This is a genomic window from Achromobacter pulmonis (assembly GCF_002885955.2).
Classification (GTDB): Bacteria; Pseudomonadota; Gammaproteobacteria; order Burkholderiales; family Burkholderiaceae_B; genus Achromobacter; species Achromobacter pulmonis_A.
Genome location: NZ_POQS01000051.1, coordinates 1 through 868, shown reverse-complemented (window position 1 = coordinate 868; position 868 = coordinate 1). Strand labels below are relative to the sequence as shown.

1 protein-coding gene is annotated in these 868 nt (G+C 50.1%); it reads left to right on the top strand.

The genetic code is table 11. The features are described 5' to 3' along the window. Positions 1 to 141: 141 nt before the first annotated feature. On the top strand, positions 142 to 868 hold a 727-nt coding region (locus C1I89_RS34310; protein WP_219929641.1), incomplete at its 3' end, for a metallophosphoesterase family protein.

The window sequence follows — 868 nt, the reverse complement described above, 5'->3', positions numbered from 1 at the left end:
GTTCTTCAGACCTTCCCTAATGGAATAGTTCCTGGCGACTTTTCAGCAACGTTTTCTGTGAATGATCTGTCCGTGGGGCTGGTAGGGCTAAACTCAACTTTTCTGCAATTAGATAACAGCAATTGTCGGGAAAGGTTGGTGATGGACATCCGCCAGATTAACGCGGTGACCTCAAATGAGCCGGGCAAGTGGTTCGATCAACACGACTTTAATTTTCTGCTTACGCACCATCCCCCCAACTGGCTCTCTCCAGACGCGTTGCATCACTTTAATAGCGAAATCTCCCGCCCCGGTCGATTTGATATTCATTTTTTCGGTCATGTGCATGAAGCAAAGGTTCAAACCACGATTGTCGGTGGAGGGGCGGGCCGCAGAATATCCCAGGCTGCATCATTATTTGGGATAGAGCGAATAGCAAACGAAAATGTTCGACTGCACGGTTATGCCGTTGGGTCAATCACGCAGAACGGCTCGAAGGCTGAACTGAATATTTGGCCCAGACGAGCCCGCTCGTCCGACTATGCTCTGATCGCAAACGCTGAAGATTTCGACCTCGTGCCGCCGTATCGGCAGCATATGGCCGAAACCATTGCGACTTTCAGTAGTGCTGGCTCGGCGGGAACGATTATTCAAAAGCCGGTTGATTTGGCTGCATCTGTGGGTGAAAAGTCATCTATTGCTGCGACGGCTCTCAAACGTATCGAATACTATTTGCCAAAGAAAGAACAGCATAAATCAATACGAAACGTTGAGCGGAAACGATGCCTCGCCAGCTTTAACGCGGCGAAGCCGAGACCAATTTGGATTTGCGCAGATTGGGGGAGTGGTCGCGACGGCTTCCTCTGGTCTGTTCTAAGAAGTTTCTGGC